Annotated in this window: 22 protein-coding genes; 6 read left to right on the plus strand and 16 right to left on the minus strand. The window is 59.3% G+C overall.

From position 1 onward, the window contains the following. Nucleotides 1-45: 45 nt before the first annotated feature. From leuA to AGR7B_RS10960, 4 genes are all read right to left on the minus strand, one after another. Nucleotides 46-1,755, minus strand: coding sequence for a 2-isopropylmalate synthase (leuA, locus tag AGR7B_RS10945; RefSeq protein WP_080856635.1), 1,710 nt, complete (start codon nt 1,753-1,755; stop codon nt 46-48). Between the two features lie 319 nt (nt 1,756-2,074). Next, nucleotides 2,075-2,317: a type II toxin-antitoxin system BrnA family antitoxin gene (brnA, locus tag AGR7B_RS10950; protein ID WP_174036285.1), complete on the minus strand. Its 243-nt coding sequence runs from the start codon at nt 2,315-2,317 to the stop codon at nt 2,075-2,077. Next, a complete protein-coding gene (locus AGR7B_RS10955) occupies nt 2,298-2,567 on the minus strand; it encodes a BrnT family toxin (RefSeq protein ID WP_080856636.1) in 270 nt (89 codons plus the stop codon). The genes brnA and AGR7B_RS10955 overlap by 20 nt, the downstream gene beginning before the upstream one ends. 34 nt (nt 2,568-2,601) lie before the next feature. Continuing rightward, the gene (locus AGR7B_RS10960) at nt 2,602-3,780 is read right to left on the minus strand and encodes a benzoate/H(+) symporter BenE family transporter (protein WP_080856637.1); all 1,179 of its coding nucleotides are present in this window, start codon (nt 3,778-3,780) and stop codon (nt 2,602-2,604) included. 278 nt (nt 3,781-4,058) lie between these two features. Between AGR7B_RS10960 and AGR7B_RS10965 the strand changes: the two genes are divergently transcribed. Continuing rightward, nucleotides 4,059-5,141 (plus strand): esterase-like activity of phytase family protein, encoded by a 1,083-nt coding sequence (locus tag AGR7B_RS10965; protein WP_080856638.1) that lies wholly within the window; start codon nt 4,059-4,061, stop codon nt 5,139-5,141. A 63-nt stretch (nt 5,142-5,204) separates the two neighbouring features. Here the strand turns inward: AGR7B_RS10965 and AGR7B_RS10970 are convergent, their stop codons facing one another. Continuing rightward, nucleotides 5,205-5,849 (minus strand): NrsF family protein, encoded by a 645-nt coding sequence (locus AGR7B_RS10970; RefSeq protein ID WP_078051767.1) that lies wholly within the window; start codon nt 5,847-5,849, stop codon nt 5,205-5,207. Further along, complete coding sequence (locus tag AGR7B_RS10975; protein ID WP_121490424.1) at nt 5,846-6,394, minus strand: sigma-70 family RNA polymerase sigma factor; 549 nt, start codon at nt 6,392-6,394, stop codon at nt 5,846-5,848. The genes AGR7B_RS10970 and AGR7B_RS10975 overlap by 4 nt, the downstream gene beginning before the upstream one ends. Nucleotides 6,395-6,579: 185 nt before the next feature. On the opposite strand from AGR7B_RS10975, the gene AGR7B_RS10980 reads away from it, so the two are divergent. Then, nucleotides 6,580-6,849 carry a pentapeptide MXKDX repeat protein gene (locus AGR7B_RS10980; protein ID WP_003523062.1) on the plus strand — a complete coding sequence of 90 codons (270 nt, stop codon included), beginning with the start codon at nt 6,580-6,582 and terminating at the stop codon, nt 6,847-6,849. Between the two features lie 72 nt (nt 6,850-6,921). On the opposite strand, the gene AGR7B_RS10985 is transcribed toward AGR7B_RS10980, so the two are convergent. Then, a complete protein-coding gene (locus AGR7B_RS10985) occupies nt 6,922-7,503 on the minus strand; it encodes an ATP-dependent Clp protease proteolytic subunit (protein ID WP_003523060.1) in 582 nt (193 codons plus the stop codon). A gap of 236 nt (nt 7,504-7,739) precedes the next feature. Between AGR7B_RS10985 and AGR7B_RS10990 the strand changes: the two genes are divergently transcribed. Next, nucleotides 7,740-8,330: a HupE/UreJ family protein gene (locus AGR7B_RS10990; protein WP_080856639.1), complete on the plus strand. Its 591-nt coding sequence runs from the start codon at nt 7,740-7,742 to the stop codon at nt 8,328-8,330. A gap of 100 nt (nt 8,331-8,430) precedes the next feature. Further along, nucleotides 8,431-9,183, plus strand: a complete 753-nt coding sequence (locus AGR7B_RS10995; RefSeq protein WP_078051764.1) for a DUF2076 domain-containing protein — start codon at nt 8,431-8,433, stop codon at nt 9,181-9,183. Between the two features lie 24 nt (nt 9,184-9,207). Here the strand turns inward: AGR7B_RS10995 and queF are convergent, their stop codons facing one another. The 4 genes from queF to AGR7B_RS11015 form a co-directional block, all read right to left on the minus strand. After that, on the minus strand, nt 9,208-9,672 hold the full coding sequence (gene queF, locus AGR7B_RS11000; protein ID WP_078051763.1) for a preQ(1) synthase: 465 nt from the start codon (nt 9,670-9,672) through the stop codon (nt 9,208-9,210). A gap of 16 nt (nt 9,673-9,688) precedes the next feature. Continuing rightward, on the minus strand, nt 9,689-10,591 hold the full coding sequence (locus AGR7B_RS11005; RefSeq protein WP_080857066.1) for a cation diffusion facilitator family transporter: 903 nt from the start codon (nt 10,589-10,591) through the stop codon (nt 9,689-9,691). 155 nt (nt 10,592-10,746) lie between these two features. Continuing rightward, nucleotides 10,747-11,148 (minus strand): glyoxalase superfamily protein, encoded by a 402-nt coding sequence (locus AGR7B_RS11010; protein WP_080856640.1) that lies wholly within the window; start codon nt 11,146-11,148, stop codon nt 10,747-10,749. Nucleotides 11,149-11,216: 68 nt separating this feature from the next. Further along, nucleotides 11,217-12,323, minus strand: coding sequence for a branched-chain amino acid ABC transporter substrate-binding protein (locus AGR7B_RS11015; protein ID WP_065655678.1), 1,107 nt, complete (start codon nt 12,321-12,323; stop codon nt 11,217-11,219). Between the two features lie 285 nt (nt 12,324-12,608). On the opposite strand from AGR7B_RS11015, the gene AGR7B_RS11020 reads away from it, so the two are divergent. After that, nucleotides 12,609-13,784, plus strand: coding sequence for a DUF3095 domain-containing protein (locus AGR7B_RS11020; RefSeq protein WP_080856641.1), 1,176 nt, complete (start codon nt 12,609-12,611; stop codon nt 13,782-13,784). Between the two features lie 132 nt (nt 13,785-13,916). Here AGR7B_RS11020 and AGR7B_RS11025 read toward each other — a convergent pair whose 3' ends face one another. The 5 genes from AGR7B_RS11025 to AGR7B_RS25870 all read right to left on the minus strand — a co-directional run bounded on the left by AGR7B_RS11025 (nt 13,917) and on the right by AGR7B_RS25870 (nt 18,226). Then, nucleotides 13,917-14,237 carry an ArsR/SmtB family transcription factor gene (locus AGR7B_RS11025; RefSeq protein WP_003524068.1) on the minus strand — a complete coding sequence of 107 codons (321 nt, stop codon included), beginning with the start codon at nt 14,235-14,237 and terminating at the stop codon, nt 13,917-13,919. Nucleotides 14,238-14,777: 540 nt separating this feature from the next. Beyond that, complete coding sequence (choV, locus tag AGR7B_RS11035; protein ID WP_035260963.1) at nt 14,778-15,824, minus strand: choline ABC transporter ATP-binding protein; 1,047 nt, start codon at nt 15,822-15,824, stop codon at nt 14,778-14,780. Continuing rightward, entirely contained in the window at nt 15,821-16,672 is an 852-nt protein-coding gene (choW, locus tag AGR7B_RS11040) for a choline ABC transporter permease subunit (protein WP_080857067.1), read from the minus strand. The genes choV and choW overlap by 4 nt, the downstream gene beginning before the upstream one ends. A gap of 285 nt (nt 16,673-16,957) precedes the next feature. Beyond that, the gene (locus AGR7B_RS11045; RefSeq protein WP_371259706.1) at nt 16,958-17,860 is read right to left on the minus strand and encodes a choline ABC transporter substrate-binding protein; all 903 of its coding nucleotides are present in this window, start codon (nt 17,858-17,860) and stop codon (nt 16,958-16,960) included. A 108-nt stretch (nt 17,861-17,968) separates the two neighbouring features. Next, a complete protein-coding gene (locus tag AGR7B_RS25870) occupies nt 17,969-18,226 on the minus strand; it encodes a hypothetical protein (RefSeq protein ID WP_139102971.1) in 258 nt (85 codons plus the stop codon). Nucleotides 18,227-18,246: 20 nt separating this feature from the next. Between AGR7B_RS25870 and AGR7B_RS11050 the strand changes: the two genes are divergently transcribed. Then, nucleotides 18,247-18,828, plus strand: a complete 582-nt coding sequence (locus AGR7B_RS11050) for a thymidine kinase (RefSeq protein ID WP_080856642.1) — start codon at nt 18,247-18,249, stop codon at nt 18,826-18,828. The last annotated feature ends 94 nt before the right edge of the window (nt 18,829-18,922 follow it).

The following is an 18,922-nucleotide window of genomic DNA, read 5'->3' on the forward strand; positions in this document are numbered from 1 at the left end:
GTCCGGCAGGACAGAGGGGGGTAAAGCCCCACCCTCGAGGCCCACTTACCGCGCCCGCTCTTCCAGCACCCGATTGGCCGCCGAAACAATCGCCTCCAGCGACGCCGCTACGATATTCGTATTGACGCCTGCCCCGAACAGCTTACCGCCCGGATGCTCCATCTCGACATAAGCGATGGCCGAAGCGTTCGAGCCATGCTGCAGCGAATGCTCGGAATAATCATTTACCGACAGGTCAATGCCGAGATAAACCGACAGCGCATTGATGAACCCGTCGATCGGGCCGGTGCCCTTGCCCTCGATGCGCTTCACCTCGCCATTATCGGTGATCTCGGCGGCGACGATGCGTACGCCCTTGAAATCGCCGGCCGGATAGGTGTGGTGATCGACGAATTTGATGCGCGCATTCGGCTGCGTCACGTAACGCTCGATAAAGCGCTCGTAGATGCGCTTGGCCGGCAGTTCCACGCCCTCTTCATCGGTGATGCGCTGGATATCCTCGCGGAATTCCACCTGGAGATTGCGCGGCAGGTTGATGCCGTAATCCTGCTGGAGAATATAGGCGATGCCGCCCTTGCCGGATTGCGAGTTGATGCGGATGATCGCCTCATAGGAGCGGCCGACATCCTTCGGATCGATAGGCAAATAGGGCACTTCCCAGACGGGATGATTGGCGACCTTGATCGCCTTCATGCCCTTGTTGATCGCATCCTGATGCGAGCCGGAAAAGGCGGTGTAAACCAGCTCGCCGACATAGGGGTGGCGCTCGGGGATCGTCATCTCGTTGGAATATTCATAGACAGCCTTGATGCGCTCGATATCGCGGCAATCCAGCTCCGGATCGACACCCTGCGTATACATGTTCAGCGCCAGCGTCACGACATCGACGTTACCCGTGCGTTCGCCATTGCCGAACAGCGTTCCTTCGACACGGTCCGCACCGGCCATCAGGCCCAGCTCGGTCGCGGCGATTCCGGTGCCACGGTCATTATGCGGATGCAGGGAGATGATGACGTTTTCGCGATTGTCGATATTGCGGCACATCCATTCGATCTGGTCGGCATAAATGTTCGGCGTCGCCATTTCCACCGTCGAGGGCAGGTTCAGGATCAGCTTGTTGTCGGCCGTCGGCTTCACCACCTCGACCACGGCGTTGCAGATTTCCAGCGCCACTTCCAGCTCGGTGCCGGTAAAGCTCTCAGGCGAATATTCGAAGCGGTAACCGCCGCCGGCCTTGGCCGCCATATCCGTGATCATCTTGGCGGCATCGACGGCGATCTGCTTGATGCCGTGCACATCCTTGCCAAACACCACGCGGCGCTGCAATTCCGAGGTGGAATTGTAGAAGTGGATGATCGGCTTGTTGGCGCCCTTCAGCGCCTCGAAGGTGCGGGTAATCAGCTCCGGCCGGCACTGCACCAGCACCTGCAGGGAGACATCGTCAGGCACATTGCCCTCTTCCACGCACCAGCGGGCGAAATCGAAATCCGTCTGCGAGGCAGAGGGGAAGCCGATCTCGATTTCCTTGAAACCCATTTCGAGCAGCAGCTTGAACATGCGGGCCTTGCGGTCGTGGCCCATGGGGTTGACCAGCGACTGGTTGCCGTCACGCAGGTCCACCGAACACCAGATAGGGGCCTTATCGATGGTTTTGCCCGGCCATGTGCGGTCGGGGATATTGATGGTGGGATAAGGGCGATACTTCACGCTCGCGTCAGCCATGCCCTTGGAAATATTGGTAATCTTAACGTCCATTTCGCTTCCTCCTTGCGCAGTCCGCGGGCTTCTTCAAGCCATCGGCGGATGCGCGGCCCCTGAGGGCCTAAATCCAGTATAAAATGAGATTTCGAGATGAGGAGCGTTTGCACCAGCGGGCTTTCGGCCGCCGGGCGCTCCTCACTGGACCCGGCAACCGCGTGTAAGGTCGAGGCTAAGAAGCGAGAGTGCACCGCACGGCGAGGCCTTCGCAGAAATCTGCGCGCTCATGCCAAAAATGGTTGCGATGCTGTTGCTCATGGCGATGTGTATAAACAGCGGCTGGCGGTCTGACAAGTGATCTTGTGCCGTGCGCCGGTTATTTTCCCTGCCTGCCGCTCTCCAGCCTTTCGGCAATCCATTCGGCCATCAGGGATTGTCGCGTCCTGCCAAGGCGCACCGCTTCCGCATCCACTTTTCGCAAAAGCTTTCCAGGCAGATCGATATCGACATGCACCATTTCCAGTCCAGGACGGCTTGCCTTGGACCAGTCGAGATAATCGTCGATGTCTTCGCCATCGTCGAATTTCCTGTCAAATTCTTCAGCGCTGATCGTCTTCATAACGCTGCCTTTCCTTGTCTCTGGAACGCCTGACGGAGATGATACGCAACCGGTCATTTCTGTAAGTATAAATGGCGCTCCAGCACTTTCCGCGTAACTGGGCGACCATAATATACCGCTCTTCCGACGTGGTTTCGAGAGGAACGAAGAGTCTTTTCTCGTCCAGCCAAAGCGCTCTTGCCTCCACGAAATCTATTCCGTGTTTGTCTTTGTTACTTTCACTTTTGGCAGGATCGAATTCGAAATCCATAAATAGTATTTCTTTAAAACAATAAGCTCCCTATCTAACCACGCTTCACCATTCGCTGCAACGCCATCATCAGCCCGCCGCCGATCAAGCCCCAGAAGGCCCCGGAAATGCCGCCGAAGGAAAGGCCGGAGGCCGTAATGAGGAAAGTGATGGCCGCCGCCTCGCGGGTTTCCGGCTCCCTGAAGGCTGCGACAGCGGAGCCGGAAAAGGCGCCGACCAGTGCCAGCCCCGCCACCGCCTGAATGAGGATGGGCGGCGCCAGCGCCACGAAGGCGGTGACCACGCCCGCCAAAAGACCGAAAATAATATAGCCGACACCGCCGATGATCGCCGCCCAGTAACGCCGCTTTGGATCGGGATGGGCGTCCTCGCCCGCGCACATGGCAGCCGTAATCGCCGCAAGATTGACGGCATGGCCGCCAAAGGGTGCGGAAAGCAGCGAGAAAAAGCCGGTCGAGGCGAAAAGCGGTCCGGGCTGCGGATCGTAATGATTGACCTTCAGTACCGCGATGCCGGGAATATTCTGCGAGGCCATGGTGACGATGAAGAGCGGCAGCGCGATGGAGACAACCGCGTGGAGACTGAAGACGGGCGTTACCCACTCCGTCGGCGGTGTCAGCGATTGCGCCACGCTGTCCAGCGCACCCGCCGGAATTTCGACGCCAAAAATCATCACCAGCACGAAGGCGGCAAGGGCGGCGGGCACGGCGAACAGTCGTTTAAAGGCTCCCACCACGATCCAGGCGAGGATGATGGGCAATCCGAGCGCCGGGTTGAAGCCGATCGCCTTGATGGGCGCAAAACACAGGCCGATGATGACGCCGGAGAGCATGGCATTGGCAAGCGGCGCGGGAATGGAGGCGACCGCCTTTCCCAGCGGCCGGAACAGGCCCGCGATGATGATCAGGATGGCGCAGATAATGAACCCGCCGACGGCCGCCGGAAAGCCGCCCTCAATGAAGCCGGTGGTCGCAAGCAGCGCCGCACCCGGTGTCGACCAGGCGATGCTGATGGGAAGCCGGGTGGCGGCGGAGAGAATAATGGCGCAAAGCCCCATCGCCACCGAAAGCGCCATCAGCCCCGACGCCGCCTCGAAATCCGTCGCGCCGACAGCTTTCAGGCCCTGCAGCACGACGGCGAAGGAGCTGGCGAAACCGACAAAGGCGGTGAGGCAGCCCATGAACAGGCTCTGGACGGAAAAATCTTTCAGCATGAAGCACTCTGCGGCCTGCTGTCTGTCGCAAACAACCGCAGCGGTCCGCATTGGCGACAGGCAGAAACAAAACTGAAGCGTGACGCGCGAATCCGGGGATGGCGACACGCTTTGGATGAAGCGTGATTATATTCAGGATCAAAAAAGACGCGGCTTGGCAAGATGAGCCGCCAGACTTCAGGTACGGCGGCATGGAAAACGTCATCAAAGTTTAGCGGCACGGCGCTAATCCTCCCTGCACCACAACCGGTCATCCGCCACAAGAGGGACCCTTGCCAATGCTGCGCATCGTCACCACCGTCGCCTGCTGTTTTGCGGCTTTGCCCGCCGCGGCCCAGACCCCGCCGCCGCCGGCCTTTCTCGGCCAGATCGTCGTTCCATCGGGCCTCTCCATCGATGGCGTCACCTTCGGCGGCATTTCCGATCTCGCTTTTGACAGCGAAACCGGGCGTTATCTCGCAATTTCCGATGACCGTGTGGAAAAAGGGCCGGCCCGTTATTACGAGCTGGAGCTGACTGTCGCGGAAGGCGCCGCCACGCTCAACATCGCCGCCACGCGCGAATTGAAGGACGAGACCGGCGCTGCTTTTGCGCCGAAGGGCATCGATGCGGAAGGCATCGCGCTCGACCGCAAGGGCGGCAAGCTCTACTGGTCCTCCGAACGCGACCTGAAGAACCAGCCGGCGCTTTACGTCTCGGACCTCGACGGCAGCAATGTGAAGCGGCTGGAACTGCCAAACGCCTATCTCGTCGATGACGCCAAGACCAGGGGCGTACAGAACAACCTCGCTTTCGAAGGCCTGACGCTGATGCCCGGCCGGCTGATCGCCGCCACCGAAAATGCGCTCACCCAGGACGGCCCCAAGGCGACCCCGCAGGCGGGCAGCCCGGCCCGCATCCTCGTCATCGACACGGCGACGCTGAAACCGGTCGCCGAGCATGTCTATGTAACCGAGCCTATCTCTAAGACGCCGACAGCCGCCGAGCCGAAATATAACGACAACGGCCTTTCCGCCATCGCGGCCCTGCCGGATGGCCGTTTCGTCGCCGTCGAGCGCAATTTCGCCTCCGGCGTGGGCAATCACATCCGCTTCTTCATCGCCGACATGTCCCGCGCCGACAATATTCTCGGCAAGGACAAGATCGATCCCGCATCCGTGGCCGCCGTATCCAAATCGGCCTGGTTCGAAATCAACGAAGGCGATTTCGGCCTCGATATCGACAATATCGAAAGCTTCGCTTTCGGCCCGGTGGTGGATGGCAAGCAGCTCTTCGTCATCGGCTCCGATGACAATTTCAACACCGGCAAGCAGTTCACCCAGTTTGCAGCTTTCGCAATTCCCGCCAATCTGGGTCAGTGAAATCCACATGAAGCAGAATGCCGGTTCTGGACCATGTCCGGGCCGGCATCGGCAATCTTGCCTTCACCAGCGGAGCAGACGTGAACCGGCAAAAGCGCCGATGATGCCGGTCAACAGGATGCCCAGCGAATACCAGATCAACACGAAAGCCATGCCGTTTTCGGTGCAGAACCACGAATAGACCCATGCCCCGGCCGCACCCGCGGCGATGCCCGCGGCAAAACCCGCAAGCCTGGGATCAGCGGGAGCCGAACGCCTGAGAACCGCGAAATTCGCGATAAACAGCGGCAGCGCGAAAGCAACGATCAAAAATGGGCAATGCAGCGCCGACGATCCGAGAATGAGGGTCCTGTAGGTGCCAGGCACGGCAAATCCAAGCTGGACGAAGGCGATGACCGCCATGGCCACGAAAATCACCGCAAGCCACGCAAACAGGCCACCCCTGTCGCCGTCCGGCCGCGCAAGACGCATGACGGCGAAAAATGCGGTCACGGCCAGCAGGACATTATAGGCGGATTTGACCCAGAAACCCGGTTCGGTCATGGCGTCATTCATATCGCTGCGAAGCCCCAGAATGACGACCATCAGCAGCAGCGAAACGCCGAGCGCGGGCAAGGCCACGAACGCCAGCCTCCGCTCCAGCGCGAAAGCTCGTACCGGTTTCAGATCGCCCGCCAGTTGATCGATGATGTCTTCCGTCTTCCTCACGTGTCCCCCCGCAACTTTGCCGCCAGGACTTTCAGCGTTCTGTGAATACCGACCCTCGCCGCAAGCTCGGTCTGGCCGGATTTTTGCGCCGCTTCGGCAATTGAGTGACCTTCGAGCTTCACCCTTCGAATGAGATCCCGCTGCCGTTCCGGTAACTCATCAAGCAGCCGCTCCACATCCATGCGGGCCGTGACCGCATCGACGGACGGTTCCGCCTCCAGCGTTTCATCGAGTTCCACTTCTGCCAGCACGCGCGCACCCCGGCCCCGATAGTGATCAATGAGCTTGTAGCGCGCTATCGAAAAGAACCAGGCCGTAAAGGGTCGCGCACGGTCATAGGTCTCCCGCTTGGCGTGAAGCGACAACAGGGTTTCCTGCACAAGATCTTCGACATCGCCTCTGGCAGCTGCTCCCATGCGCCGGCCGTAATAGGCGATCAGCAGCCGTCTCAGGGCATGAAGCAAATGCCTGTAGGCGCCTTCGTCCCCATCGAGGGAACGCAGCATCAGCATTTTCAGTGTTTCTTCCGAAGGGCTGCCTGTCATCGTCACTATCGGGTTATTCGCAATCGGCAGGATATTGTTACATAGTGGCTTTAAAAAAATCTCGCCCGAACTTGTCGTCACAAGCGCGTGAAGATGTAACGGCCGGCCGTTCCCGGCCGAATGGACAATCGTGAGCCCCGGCACGATGCCGGCGGACATTCAACGACGTCCAGAGGAGACCCTTCATGACCCGCATTTTCACCGCCATTGCCGCCGCTTCCCTTCTGTCCGCTCTTTCCTTCGCAGGCATCGCCCATGCCGACAGCATGAAAACCGATACGATGAAGAAGGATACCATGCATAACGACACCATGAAGACGGAGACGATGAAAAAGGATGGCATGTCCATGACCGGCAAGAAGGCCAGCAAAAAGGACTGCATGCACAAGGCCGGCATGGAAATGGACAAGATGAAAAAGGCCGACATGATGAAGGCCTGCGACATGATGAAATAACACCGGCCTGAAAGGAAAAAGCCCGCACCGGTTTTCACCGATACGGGCTTTCTCAACTGAAAAATCGAAAACTCAGAGTTCCGACTGGCTCTCGACGATCTTGCCGACGAGGCCGTAGTCCTTGGCCTCTTCCGCGCCGAGCCAGTAATCGCGATCGATATCCTTGGCGATCTTTTCTTCGCTCTGGCCGGTGGCCTTGGAGAAGATCTTGATCAGGCGCTGGTTCATCTTGATGATTTCGCGGGCCTGGATTTCGATGTCGGACGCCATGCCGCGCGTACCGCCGGAGGGTTGGTGCAGCAGGAAGCGGGTGTTCGGCAGGCAGAGGCGACGTTCCTTCGGCACCGAAACGTAAATCAGCGCGCCGGCGGAAGCGACCCAGCCCGTGCCGATGATATAGACCTTCGGCTTGATGAACTTGATCATGTCGTGGATGGAATCACCCGATTCGACATGGCCGCCCGGCGAATTGACGTAAACGCGAATGTCGTCGTCGCTGGCGGCGGCGAGAGCCACGAGCTGCGTGCAGACCTTCTGCGCCAGTTCCTGCGTGATGCCACCATAGATGAAGATCGAACGCGACTTGAAAAGATTCGCTTCCGTTTCCTTGCCGATCGGCAGTTCCTTGCTCTTGTCGTCTTCGTCTTCGTTCATCAACGGCTCTCTCCAGCAAAATTCGTGCATGCCCTTCGGACATAGTGCGACTTGTTACGTAAGGCAATGAGAGAAAAAGGCAAGGTTTGCCCGCCAACAATAAACAGCACCCCCGGCAGATGACGCATGGACAGCCTGTCCGCCTTCGCGATATCGTTGACGCCTCATTGCAGCGCCGCCTGCCGCGGGAAGCCCCAAGATTCCGTTGCGGACGGCCATAATTTCAAGAGGGAACCATGCTGAAAAGACTAAGCCTCACTGCCGCCGCACTGGGCGTTACCGCCCTGCCCGCTTTCGCGCATTTGAACCCGGAAGAACACGGCTCCTTCATGGCCGGCGTCTCCCACCCGTTCTTCGGTGCGGATCACATTCTGGCGATGGTGGCCGTCGGCATCTGGGCCTCGCAGATTGCCGTGGCGCAGGGCGACCGCAAGGCGCTGTGGATCGTGCCTTCCGCCTTCGTCGGCACCATGGCCGCCGGCTTCCTGATGGCTGTTTATGGCATCGGGCTTCCCTTCGTCGAACCGGCCATTCTCGCCTCCGTCATCGGTCTCGGCCTGCTCGTTGCCATGGCGGCAAGGCTTCCGACGGCAGCGGCGGCGGCCGTTGTCGGTGTTTTCGCGCTTTTCCACGGCCACGCCCATGGCGGTGAACTCGGCAGCGCCGGCGCGCTTCAATTCGGCATCGGCTTCATGATCGCCACCGCCATCCTGCATGCGGCCGGCATCGCGCTCGGCCTCAACATTGCCCGTTTCGGCTCGGTCGCAAGCCGCACGGTCGGCGCGTTGACGGCGATTGCGGGTCTCTCGCTCGCCTTCGGCGGTTGACGATCATTACCGAAATTTAAAATTCGGGCTGCTTTGAAAAGCCGGAATTGAGGCCTACCTCCTTATCGTGGATTTTCGCTTCACGGTAAGGAGGCATCATATGTCACCGGAAGAAAGCCAGCTTCTCAAGGCCCTGTTCGACAGGACCAGAACCGCATCCGCCACCCCGCGTGACCGCGAGGCGGAAACATTGATCGCAGACGCCGTGCGCGATCAGCCCGCAGCTCCTTATTATCTCGCCCAGGCGGTGATCGTTCAGGAAAAGGGTCTGGAGGCGGCAGCAGCCCATATCAAGCAGCTCGAAGACCGTATCCACGCGCTGGAAAGCGGCAATAGCGCCCCGCAGGCCGCAGCGCAGGGCGGCTTTCTGAGTTCCATCTTCGGAACCGGCCAGCCGCAGCCGCCGGCACCCACGCCTGCCCCCTCCCCGGCTGCCCCGCAAACCTCATGGCGAAACGATACCGCTGGCCAGACGGCCGGTCCCTGGGGATCGCCAGCCGGCCAGCAACCCGGCGGCCCCTGGAGCCAGCAGTCCGCCGCATTCGGGCGTTCTTCCGGCGGTGGTTTTTTGCAGGGTGCGCTTGGGACCGCTGCGGGTGTCGCCGGCGGCATGCTGCTCGCCAATTCGCTGAGCGGCATTTTCGGCAGCCATATGTCGTCGCTCGGCCTTGGCTCGCCCTTCGGCGGCGGCAATGCCGCGGGTAACGCCCCTGTCGAGGAAACCGTCATCAATAATTATTACGGCGACAACGCCAGCCCCCAGAACAACGATGACGACGATATCCAGCAGGCCGATGACGACAGCGCCGACGATGCGGATTTCGATTCAGGCGACGACGGTTCGTTCGCCTGAACCTTTAGTCTCGTAAAAGCCGGATCAGCCGCGACCGCGATAGGTGGGAACGCCCTGATCCGGCAGCCATACGCCCTCGGGCACCGGTCCGGTCTGCCAGAAGACGTCGATCGGAATGCCGCCGCGCGGATACCAGTAAGCGCCGATTCTCAGCCACTTCGGCTGCAGCAGCTCCACCAGCCGCCTGGCGATATAGACCGAGCAATCCTCATGGAATGCACCGTGATTGCGGAATGACTGCAAAAACAGCTTCAGCGACTTGGATTCCACCAGAAAGTCGCCCGGAATATAGTCGATGACGATATGGGCGAAATCCGGCTGGCCGGTCATCGGGCAAAGAGAGGTGAATTCGGGTGCGGTGAAGCGCACCACATAATCGGTGCCGGCATTGCCGTTCGGCACCTTTTCGAGAACGGCCTTTTCCGGGCTCTCTGGCGTATCGACCTTCGTGCCCAGCTGCGACAGGCCGGAAACATCCGTCACGGACATGGAAAACTCCTGTTTTTCAAACAATCACTTTGACGCCATGCGCCTTTTCGCCTTCCGGCTCGACGTGAATGGCAAGGCTGGCGCCCGGTATGACGTCCCTTATGGCATCTTCAAGGCGGTCGCAAATATCATGCGCCTCGCGCACCGTCATGACAGCAGGGACCACGACGTGAAAATCGATGAAGGCGGCCGAGCCGGCGCGGCGTGTCCTCAGATCGTGTACGCCAATGACGCCGCCGCAATGTTCGGCGATGGCCTTCTTGATCGCCTCGTCTTCTTCCGGTTCCACGGCCCGGTCCATCAGCCCGCCAAGCGAATGCAGAATGACCTTGGATCCCTGGAACAGGATGTTGATGGCCACCAGAATGGCGAGCAGCGGATCGAGAATGGCATAACCCGTCAAAAGCGCAAGAACGAGACCGACGAGAACGCCTGCCGAGGTCACGACGTCGGACATGATGTGATGGCCGTCCGCGGCCAGTGCCGGTGAGGCGTGTCTTTTGCCGACACGGATCAGGATCGTCGCCCATATGGCGTTGATGACGCCCGCCGCCGCATTGATGGCAAGACCAAGGGCCGGTGCTTCCGGCAGCCTCGGGTTGAAAAGACCGCCCCAGGCCTCCTGCACGATCAGAAGCGCGGCAACGACGATCAGCACTCCCTCCACGACGGCGGATATATATTCCGCCTTGTGGTGGCCGAACTGGTGGTCGTCATCGGCGGGCTTCTGCGCATAACGAATGACAAAATAGGCGATGAAGGCCGCGACCACGTTGACGGTCGATTCCAGACCGTCCGATAAAAGCGCGACCGAGCCCGTGACCCACCAGGCCACGAGCTTGAGGCCCAGCACGCCGAAAGAAAGCGGAATGCTCCAGAATGCGAGCTTCCGGACCAGCGTATTGCCTTCACTGTTCATTTTTGCCCCCGTGCGGATGCGAACGAATTGCATGACCGATTGCCAAAACGCACGAACCGCGCGCACGGGGTCTCCGTGCGCGCGGTTCGCTGTTTGCGCGTTCTATCGTTCAAACGGAGAACAAGGTCAAGGGCCTTGCGCTCAGGCCCAAAACATCACTCTTCGCTTTTCTGCTCGCAGAAACGAATGCGGTTGCCGAACGGATCGGTCACTTCCATCACATCGCCCCAGGGCAGCTCTTCAACGCCCGGCTTCATGAAGCGATAGTCTTTCGCCGCCAGTTCCTGTTGATAGGCGTGAACACCGTGCATCGTGGCGAAGATGTTGGAGCCCGGCGTCGCATCGCCGTGATGGCCGCTGAGGTGAAGCCCCATCCCGGCCCGTGAAACCTGCATGTAAAGCGGGAAATTAGCGCCGAAGCGATGTTCCCAGTCGACCTCGAAACCGAGAAAATCGACATAAAACTCCCGCGCCTTGGCCTCGTCGAAAATTCTGACGATCGGGAATATCCGCCCGAAGCCGATGTCTTCAACAGTCCGCTTCCCGGCATCGCCCATGCTGCCTCAACCCCTTTTCCGGCCGTAAAACGATACCGGCCGCACAGGGTGCGGCCGGTAGGATCAGCTTATTCGGCTGCGACGATCTTGCCGTCCTGCCACTTGAACAGCGAGAAGGCCTGCGAGGTCAGGTCGCCGTTTTCGCCGTAGGTCACCTTGCCGATTGCGGTCGGGAAAGCGTCACCGCTTTTCAGGGCCGTGGCAACCGCTTCGGAATCCTTGGCGCTTCCAGCCTTCTCGATGCCGGCCTTCAGCACTTCCACGGCAGCGTAAGCATTGAGCGTGAAGGCTTCCGCCGGAATGTTGGCGGCCTTCAGCGCTTCGGCAGCGGCCTTGGAATCGTCGTTCTTCAGCGCGTCGGAAGCGTTAGTGAAGATCGTGCCTTCGCCAGCCTGCGAACCGATGTTCCAGAACTCGCTGTTCGACAGGCCGTCACCGCCGATGACGGCAGCCTTGGAGCCGATATCCTTCAACTGGCGCACCAGAAGACCCGCTTCCGGGTGGTAACCGCCGAAATAGACGATGTCGGCATTGTCGGACTTCAGACGGGCCGTCAGCGCGCCGAGATCCTTTTCGCCGGGCGTCAGCGCATCGTAGAGAACTTCGGTCACGCCACCGGCATTCAGCGTGGTCTTGAAGGCGTCCGCCAGACCTTTGCCGTAAGCGCCCTTGTCGTGAATGATGGCGATCTTCTTGTCCTTGAGGTTGGCGAGAACATATTTCGCCGCAACCTCGGCCTGCTGGTCGTCACGACCGCAGGTGCGGAAAACGTTGGCAAGGCCACGGTTGGTCAGGCCCGGCGCGGTCGCCGTCGGCGTCACCATCAGCACGCCGTTTTCGGCAAAGACATCCGATGCCGGAATGGCGACGCCGGACGTCACCGGACCGACGACGAAGTGGATGCCTTCGGCAACCAGCTGGTTGGCTGCGGAAACGCCCTGCTTCGGCTCACCGCCGTCATCGGCAAGCTTCAGCACGACCTGTTCGCCGAGGATGCCGCCCTTCTTGTTGATTTCATTGACTGCCGTCTGGGCGCCGTTCTTCACCTGGTCGCCATAGGCGGCGACAGGACCGGTGAGCGGCGCAATCAGGCCGATGACGATTTCGGCATGAGCAAGGGGTGCGAATGCGAAGGACGCTGCAAGCGTCACGCTGGTCAATGTCTTCAGTTTCATCCTGGTGTCTCCTTAAAGGGGGTCGCGGGACCCGGTGAGCGCCATGGGGCGCCGACCGAATGAAACTATCGGACGCCTCCCGGCGAAAACTCGTTCCATTTTTGAATTCCGAGCCTTCCACTCAACTCATACGGAAGGTTTGATGATTTATGCAAGTCACTTTGCTGGATTAGCTCTATTAGCGGTAAATCATTCGCCGGATCGGCTACGATTGCGCCGTGTGAATGGACGCATCGACCTTCCGTAAACGCTTGGCGTTTGGCCGCCGCTGGAGGATAATACGCCATGATCGCAGCAGATGAAGAATTTCTGACGGGCCTGCCCGTCTTCCGGCATTTTGAAGACGTGGCCGACCCGGCGCTTTATCGCGCCCTGCCGCCGGGATGGGGGCTGGCCATCGCCGATATCATCGATTCGACCTCGGCAATCGGCACCGGCCGCTACAAGGCCGTCAACATGGCGGGTGCGGCGGTCATATCGGGCGTATCGAACAGTCTCGGCCGTCACGACCTGCCCTTCGTTTTCGGCGGCGATGGCGCTGCCGTCGCGGTGCCGCCGCACGGGCTGTCTGTCGCACGCACCGCGCTTTCGAATGTACAGCGCTGGGTGAAAGACGATCTCGATCTTGCCATGCGCGTGGCGCTGGTTCCCGTCGAGGATATTCGTGAAAATGGCTTCGACATTCGTGTCGCCCGCTTTCAGGCGAGCGAGGACGTTTCCTACGCCATGTTTTCGGGCGGCGGCAACAGCTGGGCGGAAGCGCGAATGAAGGAGGGGCAATATGCCCTGCCGGCAGCCGAAAAGGGCGAACGCCCCGATCTCACCGGCCTTTCATGCCGCTGGAACCCCATTCCGGCCACCCATGGCAAGGTGGTGTCGATCATCGCCGTGCCGGGGGCGTCGCGGGACATGCCGGCATTTCGCCAACTCGTCGTAGATCTTGTCGATCTCGCCGAACAGGACGCAAGACACGGCCACCCCGTGCCCGAAGATGGGCCGAAACTCGGTTTTGTGCGCGAGGGTCTCGGCCTCGAAGCCCGGGCCGGCGCTGCCTATCGCGATGTCTGGGGCAAGATGCGCCGCTCGTTTCGCGTTCTCGGCGAGTCCCTGCTCGTCAATCTCTTGAGTGTGACGGGGCTCTCGTTCGGACCGTTCAATGCGATACGCTACCGGCGTTCGGTCGCGAGCAACACCGATTTCCGGAAATTCGACGACGGCCTGAAGATGACGGTGGATATCGACGCCGCACGCCTCGAAAAAATCCGCGCGCGGCTGGAACAGGGCCGCCTCTCGGGAAGCTGTTATTACGGCCTGCACGAACAGGATGCCGCATTGATGACCTGTATCGTTCCGTCTCCGCTTTCGCGAGACCATATGCATTTCGTGGACGGTGCCGACGGCGGATATGCGGCTGCGGCAAGCCGTCTCAAGCAGCAGATACAGCTTGCCGCGCCGGCCTGAAAAGCGCTCCAATACGCAGCCCCCGATTCTTGTGCCGGATGCGCCCGCAGCGAAGGCCGCTGAAAAGAAAAACCGGCGTCGTGCGCCGGTTTCAATCGAGTGATGCTGCCGGGCCTTAACAGGGCCGTGGGCTCATGCAGCGGTCTTGCTGCTCTTCTGCGCCTGGCAGTAAATTTCCTCGAGGGATGCGAGGATTTTTTTCACGGATTCGGAATTGCTGGAATAATAGATGGTCTGCGCATCCCGTCGTGTCTTCACCAGCCGCTGGGCACGCAATTTCGAAAGATGCTGCGAGAGAGCCGACTGGCTGAGACCAACCTGTGAAGCGAGAACACCGACCGGCACTTCCGTATCCACCAGCGTGCACAAGATCATCAGGCGCTTGGGATTCGCCATGGCTGAGAGCAAGTCTGCAGCGGCGATGCTATGTTCCGACAGAGATTGATTATCCATACGCTCAAGTCTCCTGATGACAGTCGAAAAAGACGGTCATGGTGGCTATTATAGGTGTTCCAAAAGGTGTTTTTATAATTCAGTCGATACGTTGTATATACCTAAATCTTGCTTATATCGTGTCCCCTTCAAAGACTATTCTTCACCGATTATTTACTTAAAATATTGTGACCAAATTATCAGCTTTTTGCCTGTTTTTTGTCAATTTGATGATAAACCCATGTATTAGCGGCAGTATTTATAAGCAATAAACGATAAAAAGTTGAGCACCTCAATCTTAACACCCGACGCCGGATTTTGGGGTGACAATCTATTACCACCTTAAATTTAGCAGCGAGCTAAAGAATCTAGATTAACTTTGCGCAATTTTCTCTAAGTTTGCAATATGATTTTTATTAGTAATTATTTTCATGCATAACTTGTGATATCAAAAATATTCTTTGCTACCGTGGGAAGGTATAACTTGCGCCGTAAAGATCTTCTGGAAACAGAAAAAGGGCCCTCCATGGAGGGCCCTTTCTTTTTCAGACAGGCGAATCACTATTTTTTGCGGTGACGTGTCAGCCCCGCGACAACTTCATCGGCGGAAATCGTGCCGACGATCGCACCGTTGTCGACGACGCCGATCGCGCCGGAATGTTTTGACAGCGCATCGAGAATATCGATGAGCGGCGATGACGGGCGGGCGGTGGCGGCGACTGTCATCTGCCCGTTGCGTTCGTCCACCCCACGCTTCATCACATCGGCGGCGGTCAGCATGGAGATCGGGTTCATGTTCTGCACGAAATCCGCGACATAGGGCGTGGCCGGCTGCTTGACGATCTGCTGCGGCGTTCCGCACTGGATGATGCGTCCGCCCTCCATCATGGCGATACGGTTGCCGATGCGGAAGGCCTCATCCAGATCGTGGCTGACGAAGAGGATAGTTTTCTTCAGCCGGCTCTGGAATTCCAGAAGCTCGTCCTGCAGGCGACTTCTGATGAGAGGGTCGAGAGCCGAGAACGGCTCGTCCATCAACAGGATCGGCGCGCCGGTGGCAAAGGCTCTCGCCAGCCCCACACGCTGCTGCATGCCGCCGGAAAGCTCTCCTACCTTCCGGTCGGCCCAGGCGGAGAGATTGACCAGCTCCAGCTGCTCAGCCACCATACGCTTGCGCTCGGCTTCCGGCACGCCGGAAAGCTCAAGCCCGAAGCCGACATTGTCGGCCACATTGCGCCAGGGCAGAAGGCCGAATTGCTGGAAGACCATGGAGACCGTGTGCATACGCAGGTCGCGCAGCGCTTTCGCCGTCGAGCGATAGGGATCGACATAGCCGGACTTGGTCTTCACGCCGACATTGCCGCGCACCACGGGCGCAAGCCCGTTGACAGCCCTCAGCAGGGTCGACTTGCCCGAGCCGGAAAGACCCATGAGCACGAGTATCTCGCCCTCGCTGACCGAGAGCGAGGCATTGGCGACGCCGAGAACCAGTCCGGTTTCGGCATTGATCTCGTCACGCGTGCTGCCCTTGTCGATCAGCGGCAGCGCCGCATCGGGCCGGTCGCCGAAAACGATATCGACATTTCCGAAGATGATGGCGTCACTCATAGATCATCCTCCGCGCCGGGAAGGCGGAAAAGCCGGTCGAGAACGATCGCCAGTACGACGATGCACAGTCCCGCTTCGAAACCCATGGCGATATTGACGGTATTGAGCGCGCGCACCACCGGCACACCCAGACCATTGGCGCCCACCAGGGCGGAAATGACCACCATCGACAGCGACAGCATGATCGTCTGGGTAAGGCCGGCCATGATCTGCGGCGCGGCGAAGGGAAGCTCCACCTTGCGCAATACTTGGGAAGGCGTGGCGCCAAAAGCAACGGCCGCCTCCACCAGCGCCGGCGGCGTCGAAACGATGCCGAGGCGGGTGAGCCGCACCGGGGCCGGAATGGCGAAGATGACGGTGGCGATGAGCCCCGGAACCATGCCGAGACCGAACAGCACCAGCGCCGGGATCAGATAAACGAAGGTGGGGATGGTCTGCATCAGGTCCAGCACCGGGCGCATGCCGGCATAAATCCACTTGCGCCGCGCCGCCAATATGCCGAGCGGTATGCCGATGATCATGCACACGGCGCTGGCGGCGATGACGAGCGCCAGCGTTTCCGTCGTCGCCTTCCAGTAGCCCAGATTGATGATGAGCAGCAGGCCGAGCGCCGTGAAGACCGGCATGCCGACGGAGCGGCGCGTCCAGGCGGAAAGCGCCGTCAGGATCGCCACGATAATGAGCGGATGCGGCGCCTGCAGCACATAAAGCAGGGCGTTGATGACGCTTTGGAAAATGAAGGAAAGCCAATCGAAGAAAAAAGCGAGATTGCCGGTCAGCCAGTCAATGGCCTCCTTGGCATATCGGCCGACGGGCAGGCGGTTTTCAGGAGCGCTGAGCCATTCCACGGTAAGAAAAGACCTTTCGTGAACTAAAACAATTCCGGCAAAAGTGCAGAGCGGTTTTGCGTCCGGAATTGCGCAGACAACAAAGAAATAGAGCATCGTCATCCCGTTTCACCGGGATTGCTCCAATGCAGAAATGACGGCCGGCAGCGGAACTGCCGGACGCGGTGCTGGCGCATGACCCTCAATGTCTGAAAATTCACAGGCAAGGTCATGCATGGGCATCGTTATTTCCCGCTGATCCGGCCTGCCGCGCAGGCCGGAAACAGTCATGCATCGTCTTGCGGCTTAGAGGCCGAGAGCCTTCTTGGCAGCAGGCAGGGCGTCAGCACTGCCGTCCTTGGTCTTGACGTTGGCGAGCCAGGGCTCGATCGCCGTCGGATTGGCCTTCAGCCAGGCGGTTGCAGCCGCCTCGCCCTCAAGGCCGTCATTCAGGATCTTGCCCATGATCTCGTTTTCCATGGGCAGGGAAAATTGCAGGTTCTTGAGGAAGGCGCCGACGTTGGGGCACTCCTCGACGTAACCCTTGCGGACATTGGTATGGATCGTCGCGCCGCCGAGATTGGGGCCGAAGACCTCGTCGCCGCCGGTCAGATAGGTCAACTTGAAATTCGCATTCATGGGATGCGGTTCCCAGCCGAGGAAGACGATGGGCTCGCCGGATTTTTCGGCGCGCGCCACCTGGGAGAGCATGCCCTGTTCGGACGACTCGACCACCTCGAATGACTTCAGACCGAAACTGTCCTTGGCCACCATGTCGAGAATCAGTCGGTTGCCGTCGTTGCCCGGCTCGATACCATAGATCTTGCCGCCGAGATCGGCGCTGTGGGCGGCGATGTCCTTGAAATCCTTGATGCCGAGTTCGGCGCCCTTGGCGTTGGTCGCCAGCGTGTATTTCGCGCCGGTCAGGTTTTCCCGCAGCGTCTCCACGGATTTGTCTTCGCGATAAGGCGCGATATCGCCTTCCATGGTCGGCATCCAGTTGCCGAGGAAGACGTCGATGTCCTTGTTTTTCAGGGATGTGTAGGTAACGGGTACGGAGAGAAGCTTGACGTCGGTTTCATAGCCAAGGCTTTTCAGAAGCACTGTGGCGGTCGCCGTCGTGGCGGTGATGTCGGTCCAGCCCACATCGGAAAAGCGCACTGTGCCACAACTTGCCGGTTCCGCAGCACCGGCCGCACTGAACGTCATGGAGGAGATTGCTGCGGCCAGGGCCAGACAGCGGCTTCTATTTGCAAACATATGGCTTGCTCCCTGTTTTTTCGTTCCCTTGCCATTATCAATATCTGCCGGACACAATCAACTCGCGCGCATTTGCGTGCTTTGGCGCACCGTTTGCGACAAAATGGTGAAAATGTCGGTATTCAGCGGTGCAATGTCGAAAAAGGGCAGACCGTAGAAATCTGTGTTTTTCCAACGGCCATACTTTTCAATCCGCGTCTTCGCCGTCAAAAGACGCTGGATGCAGCATCGGCTGGAAAACCGGGACAGGTTTGTGAGGCACGGTGTGCCGATTGAAGAGGTTGGAGCATTTAAACGCACGTCGGAATGATGCAACGGTGCTCCGGGAGTGGATAATGGCAAAACTCTATTTCAATTATTCGACGATGAATGCCGGCAAATCGACCATGCTGCTGCAGGCATCCTACAATTATCAGGAGCGCGGCATGCGCACACTGATCTTCACGGCCGCCTTTGACGACCGGGCCGGCGTCGGCCGTGTCGCCTCGCGCATCGGCCTGTCCTCCGACGCGCTGACCTTCGATGACAATACCGACCTGTTCGCCGAGGTATCGGCCCTCACTGCCGAAGCGCCGGTCGCCTGCGTTTTCATCGATGAAGCCAATTTTCTCTCCGAGCACCATGTCTGGCAGCTTGCCGACATTGTCGACAGGCTGAACATCCCGGTCATGACCTATGGCCTGCGCACGGATTTTCAGGGAAAGCTTTTCCCCGCCTCGAAAGAACTGCTGGCCATTGCCGACGAACTTCGCGAAATCCGCACCATCTGCCATTGCGGCCGCAAGGCGACGATGGTCGCCCGCTTCGACAATGAAGGAAAGGTCGTAACGGAAGGCGCGCAGATCGATGTCGGCGGCAACGAGAAATATGTTTCCTTCTGCCGCCGCCACTGGGTGGAGACGTTCAAGGACGAGTGAACATCTGCGTCCGGTTGCCGCATTTGATTTTCCGCAAAGATGACTCCCCCGCTCCTGGGCTAAGACGACGGCGACACATTCGCGTGGATGTGCT

The organism is Agrobacterium deltaense RV3, assembly GCF_900013505.1.
In the GTDB taxonomy this organism is placed as follows: Bacteria; Pseudomonadota; Alphaproteobacteria; order Rhizobiales; family Rhizobiaceae; genus Agrobacterium; species Agrobacterium leguminum.

Bases quoted from the DNA above. Each gene is read 5' to 3' on its own strand.
- AGR7B_RS10985 (WP_003523060.1), bottom strand. From the start codon at position 7,503: ATGAACGAAGACGAAGACGACAAGAGCAAGGAACTGCCGATCGGCAAG.
- AGR7B_RS11010 (WP_080856640.1), bottom strand. From the start codon at position 11,148: ATGGGCGATGCCGGGAAGCGGACTGTTGAAGACATCGGCTTCGGGCGG.
- queF (WP_078051763.1), bottom strand. From the start codon at position 9,672: ATGTCCGTGACGGATGTTTCCGGCCTGTCGCAGCTGGGCACGAAGGTC.
- AGR7B_RS10960 (WP_080856637.1), bottom strand. From the start codon at position 3,780: ATGCTGAAAGATTTTTCCGTCCAGAGCCTGTTCATGGGCTGCCTCACC.
- AGR7B_RS10975 (WP_121490424.1), bottom strand. From the start codon at position 6,394: ATGACAGGCAGCCCTTCGGAAGAAACACTGAAAATGCTGATGCTGCGT.
- leuA (WP_080856635.1), bottom strand. From the start codon at position 1,755: ATGGACGTTAAGATTACCAATATTTCCAAGGGCATGGCTGACGCGAGC.
- AGR7B_RS11045 (WP_371259706.1), bottom strand. From the start codon at position 17,860: ATGACGTTCAGTGCGGCCGGTGCTGCGGAACCGGCAAGTTGTGGCACA.
- AGR7B_RS10955 (WP_080856636.1), bottom strand. From the start codon at position 2,567: ATGGATTTCGAATTCGATCCTGCCAAAAGTGAAAGTAACAAAGACAAA.
- AGR7B_RS11050 (WP_080856642.1), top strand. From the start codon at position 18,247: ATGGCAAAACTCTATTTCAATTATTCGACGATGAATGCCGGCAAATCG.
- choV (WP_035260963.1), bottom strand. From the start codon at position 15,824: ATGAGTGACGCCATCATCTTCGGAAATGTCGATATCGTTTTCGGCGAC.
- AGR7B_RS10980 (WP_003523062.1), top strand. From the start codon at position 6,580: ATGACCCGCATTTTCACCGCCATTGCCGCCGCTTCCCTTCTGTCCGCT.
- AGR7B_RS10990 (WP_080856639.1), top strand. From the start codon at position 7,740: ATGCTGAAAAGACTAAGCCTCACTGCCGCCGCACTGGGCGTTACCGCC.
- AGR7B_RS10995 (WP_078051764.1), top strand. From the start codon at position 8,431: ATGTCACCGGAAGAAAGCCAGCTTCTCAAGGCCCTGTTCGACAGGACC.
- AGR7B_RS10965 (WP_080856638.1), top strand. From the start codon at position 4,059: ATGCTGCGCATCGTCACCACCGTCGCCTGCTGTTTTGCGGCTTTGCCC.
- AGR7B_RS11025 (WP_003524068.1), bottom strand. From the start codon at position 14,237: ATGGATAATCAATCTCTGTCGGAACATAGCATCGCCGCTGCAGACTTG.
- brnA (WP_174036285.1), bottom strand. From the start codon at position 2,317: ATGAAGACGATCAGCGCTGAAGAATTTGACAGGAAATTCGACGATGGC.
- AGR7B_RS11005 (WP_080857066.1), bottom strand. From the start codon at position 10,591: ATGAACAGTGAAGGCAATACGCTGGTCCGGAAGCTCGCATTCTGGAGC.
- AGR7B_RS11020 (WP_080856641.1), top strand. From the start codon at position 12,609: ATGATCGCAGCAGATGAAGAATTTCTGACGGGCCTGCCCGTCTTCCGG.
- AGR7B_RS11015 (WP_065655678.1), bottom strand. From the start codon at position 12,323: ATGAAACTGAAGACATTGACCAGCGTGACGCTTGCAGCGTCCTTCGCA.